Annotated in this window: 4 protein-coding genes; all 4 read right to left on the minus strand. The window is 48.3% G+C overall.

Annotation, left to right across the window (positions count from 1 at the left end; all coding sequences use genetic code 11):
* Nucleotides 1-467 (minus strand): NapC/NirT family cytochrome c (locus C8R34_RS15860; protein ID WP_110342224.1); only part of this gene is annotated, 467 nt, incomplete at its 3' end.
* Nucleotides 464-1,189: a cytochrome c-550 CycA gene (gene cycA, locus C8R34_RS15865; protein WP_110342226.1), complete on the minus strand. Its 726-nt coding sequence runs from the start codon at nt 1,187-1,189 to the stop codon at nt 464-466. The genes cycA and C8R34_RS15860, both read right to left, overlap by 4 nt.
* Nucleotides 1,190-1,332: 143 nt before the next feature.
* Nucleotides 1,333-2,364: a hydroxylamine oxidation protein HaoB gene (gene haoB / locus C8R34_RS15870; protein ID WP_110342228.1), complete on the minus strand. Its 1,032-nt coding sequence runs from the start codon at nt 2,362-2,364 to the stop codon at nt 1,333-1,335.
* Nucleotides 2,361-4,073 (minus strand): multiheme c-type cytochrome, encoded by a 1,713-nt coding sequence (locus C8R34_RS15875; RefSeq protein WP_110342230.1) that lies wholly within the window; start codon nt 4,071-4,073, stop codon nt 2,361-2,363. Before C8R34_RS15875 ends, haoB begins: the two co-directional genes overlap by 4 nt.
* Nucleotides 4,074-4,203: the final 130 nt, after the last annotated feature.

Raw genomic sequence — 4,203 nt, forward strand, 5'->3', positions numbered from 1 at the left:
CCCTCCGTCTTCAACTTCTTATGCGCTTCCTGAGCATCCGCTCCAGGTGGATTCGGGTCCTGATGACAGTCACGACAGGTCACACTATCCCATTTCTTCAGGTTCATGCGCGCATCATGGGCCATGATCAGACGACGCTCATTGAATTTCTCCAGCGTCGAGTAATCATTTACCAACTCCAGATACAATTCCCTCGCTCCATCTACCGCGTGGGTATACAGTGCAAGGTGGAAGTTTTTGAAGCCCTGCGGAATATGACAGTCCTTGCAGCCAGGATTCACCCCCAGTGCGCCATAGTGGGTCGATTCCTTGAGCTCTTTTTGCGTATAGGTCATCGAGTGACAGCTGGTGCAGAATTCTTCGGTTGAGAGTGCCGCTTCTCCACCAAACACGACCGCCACCATCACGATCCCCAGTAATCCACCTGTCAGTAGCGTCCCTATCGCGCCTTTCTGTAAGCCTGTCATTCGTCTTTTCCTTTACCTTTTTTCGTGTCTTTCTCCGCTACTTTCGCACTCGACTGGAATTCATCGTGATACTTGAATTTCGGTTCGCCCACAAATGTACCATCCAGCTTGTAGTGTTCGTGCATTGCTTTGACGTCTTTTACCATCTTGTCAAAGTTAAATGTATATTTCTCGTCTACCGCCGGAGTAAATGGCGTATAAGGTGCTTTGGCCCCTTTCCATGGTGAGCCTTCATAGTTCAAATGACACGAACTGCAGGCTTCTTCAAAATGAAAGTCTTGACCTTTGTCTGCAACTACCTTACGTTGCGTGGTGGTCTTTTTACTTTCAAATGCTTGACCTGCTTTGCGGTGATCTCCGCGATACACCCGACCAGGTCCATGGCAGGATTCGCAACCTACCGCTGCCAGTGGTTTCTTCGGTGCTTCTACCGTATAACCGCCTTTCTTGCCAAATCCATCCACGTGACAGCCAACACAGTCCTTGTCCTGGGTGTAGTCTTTCTCCGGATCCAGTTTGGCTTTAACCTTGGCTTCTTTGCGTGTACCTGGTTTGAGTGATTCCATCGCCTTGGCATGCGCTGTGTCTTTCCATGATTTGGCTTGGGCTTTATGGCAGGAGCTGCATTTGCTGCGCCCTTCAAATGTGTCTGCTAGTGCTGTGCCAGAAAAAAATGCAAATATCGCTAGTACAGCAAATACGTAGGTTATTGGGTGTTTCATCCTTCCTCCTTTATGCTTTTATACTTTATGCTTTTCTTAGTTCAAGTTCATAGCCGCATATTGTACGCTATCATCAGATTGTGTAAATAATTATGTGCCGGCTTTGGGTACTTTGGGTCTCTTTTTATTGCTGTACCCTGTACTCAAGATAGCTTGTACACCCAGTAGCCACCTTGTTGATAAATAAGTTGCGCCGCTTCCAATTCTACCGGGGCTTTCTTGTCTACAAATGGTAGCATTCTTGCTAATAGCACTTCGCTGCTTGCTTTGTCACTTAGAAAGAATACCCTGATTTCTTCATCTGAGATCGATTGTAGTGTGTAGGTGTCAAAGTCGTTTTCTTTGAGTTGCACTTTCATGTGATTGATCATACCGTGCATGTTGCCCGTCAGTGGAAAGTTTTGATAGGCGACACCAATTTTGTCCGGATACATGAGTCCCAGTTTATATAAGTCGGTTACGTGTACGATTAGATAGGCTTCGCGATTAGAGCCGATCAGTTCGCGCAGTTGTGCGACCCCTTCCTCTACAGGTGATGCCAGCGCTTCACTGAAGCGCCTGAATTGCTCTTGTTCTTGTTGACTGGCTTTGCTTTCCCAGAATTGGTTTTCATACGTTTGTATGGCTTTGCTTTGCTCTAACCAAGCTACCGGTATCATGAGCGGTTCGTTCAAATGGCTGGTAAATAGGGTGTCATGTCCGGTGAGCAGCTTTATTTGTCGCGATGTATCCCACCACGATAGTATGAGTGCGTCTTTGGGCGCGTGTTTGCTGATTACCGCAGCCAATGCGCTGAGTTCAGATGGCTTCCTATCCAGATTGTAGAGCACGTCGTTGGTGCCATTCTTCCAGTAGGTGAGTACTGGTGGGCCATCACTTTTACGGGCCACGATCAGTTCAGCTACCGGTTTGTCTACGCCTTCTGCTTGTACTTTGTATTGACTGAGTTTTAAGTCCGGCCAGGCGTCCAAATCCATTTGTGGAAATCGTTTGTTGTCGCCTTCCGCTATCAGTTGATATTGATAAGGAACAGGTATCGGTTTAAACCAGAGATAGGCAAACCATCCCAATAAAATCAAACCTCCCGTCACCAGGAGTATGCCTAATGACGGGAGTAGTCTGTCCCCCGATCGCGCTACCTTAGTAGCGCGATCAGCTGCATCTGCGTTTATCAAGCTTCGCTTTGCTTACGTTTGCGCCAGCCTGCCAGTGCCAGTGTTCCGGCTAATAGCATGCCACCACCTAAACCACCCAGCGAGATTTTCTCGGCTGTGCCGTCTAAATCCAGCAAACTGGTACGTTTGGACTCAAGATTCTTGACACGTTCTTGCAGTGCCAGCATTTCACGAATACGGGTATTCTCGTCTTGAATTTCTACGTAGGCGCGGTTCATCGGACCCCAACCTTCTGTATAAGTCCAACCACCTGGGTTGACGTGCGCTAGGCCTACGTGCATCTTGGCCAAGTCATTTTCACCCATTTCCAGAATCTTCAGTTCTAAAGATGCTGGGTTGTTGGCTTTTGACCAGAACAGTTGTGAGAATATTCCAAATCCTGGTTTTTCCGGTGCTGGTGGGTTTGGACGGTTATTTTTTTGTCCAGCCAATAAACCTTCTTCGTACAGTTTAGCAACTACACCGTGCGCTTCTTGGTATTTAGCCAGGCCAGCCAGCGTGCCTTTGTCCATCAGGTCCAGGTAAGAGCGTGCAAAACGTTCTGAGTGACATTTCGTGCAGGTTACAACCCATGAATCCAGGCGCGCTTCTGACCAGTCGCTCTTAATGTTTTCTGCAATACCAGGTACGAACGGATAGTTTGCCCAACGAATCTTTCTGACCATGTTGTGCGCATATTCGCCTTCGTATTCCATATGACAGCCCGCACAGGTCGGTGCACTTTGTCCGCCTTTTTCATACGCGTCTTTCAGTTGCACTTCCCAGTTCCATTTATCACCCAGCATCGATACCATCTTGCCGTGCTTGGACATGGAGTACGCTTCCCAGTTGTTGTGGTCTACACCACTGTGACAGGTTGCGCAGGCTTCCGGTTTGCGTGATTCTGCCGCTGAGAATTCGTGACGGGTGTGGCATGAGTCACATTTGTTTTGGTTGGTGTGACACATTGAGCAGCCTTCCGCTACTTCACGTTGTGGCATCGCTGCCCATACTGTGGTTTCTACGTTGGCTTTGTAGTCCAATGCGTGCGATGGTCGACCATTCGGCCATTGTCCATCCGGCCAGATCATGGTGTCACGTTCTGATTCACGTTCTGCAAATTCTTGTAGGTGACAGGTGCCGCATATGTCTGCTGTCGGCATTTTGATGTCTTTGGTGTGATCCGCTTTCTTCTTCGCACCAATCTCTACGTGACAGTCGATACATCCTACTTCTTTCAGTTGCTCGCCGTCCGCCAGTTTACCCATCGAACGCAGGTTCTTCTCTACGTCTTCAAGTTTCCCTTTCTTGTAAAATGTTGGGTCTGTCGGTTTAAGCGCACGTATCTTGTCTAAATTCGCATGGCTGCTACGCTTCCATGCCTGCACCCATACCGGCGATTCGTCTGTGTGACATTCCACACATTCCTTACGACCCGCAACTTCTTTCATCGAACTCGGTGATTTATAAAATGTCGCCGGATCCAAATATATTCCATACGGTATCGGTTCCCAGTATTGCGCCATCGTTCCCGGTCCAGCTCCTTGTGCAGGATCCTTATAACGCTTCACCAATGCTTCATGCAATTCTTTCGGCGTTACTTTCGCACGATCCAGTTTCAGCGCTTCATATAACTCGTTCGGAACACTCGGTATGTCCGCCTGTGCCGCTCCTATCAGCAGCCCGCCTAACATTACCCCAGCTAGCCTCAGCCATAACTTGGCAATCATCTCTCTCTCCTTTGTTTTTCCAAAATTTTTTCGCCTTCCTACTTCCCTCTTCTTCTTATTCTTGCCCGCAAGTCCTTATCCTATCCCCTTGCTCTCACCTAGACTACTTAGTCAATCCCTCACTGTCAAG

The organism is Nitrosomonas sp. Nm84 (genome assembly GCF_003201565.1).
In the GTDB taxonomy this organism is placed as follows: domain Bacteria; phylum Pseudomonadota; class Gammaproteobacteria; order Burkholderiales; family Nitrosomonadaceae; genus Nitrosomonas.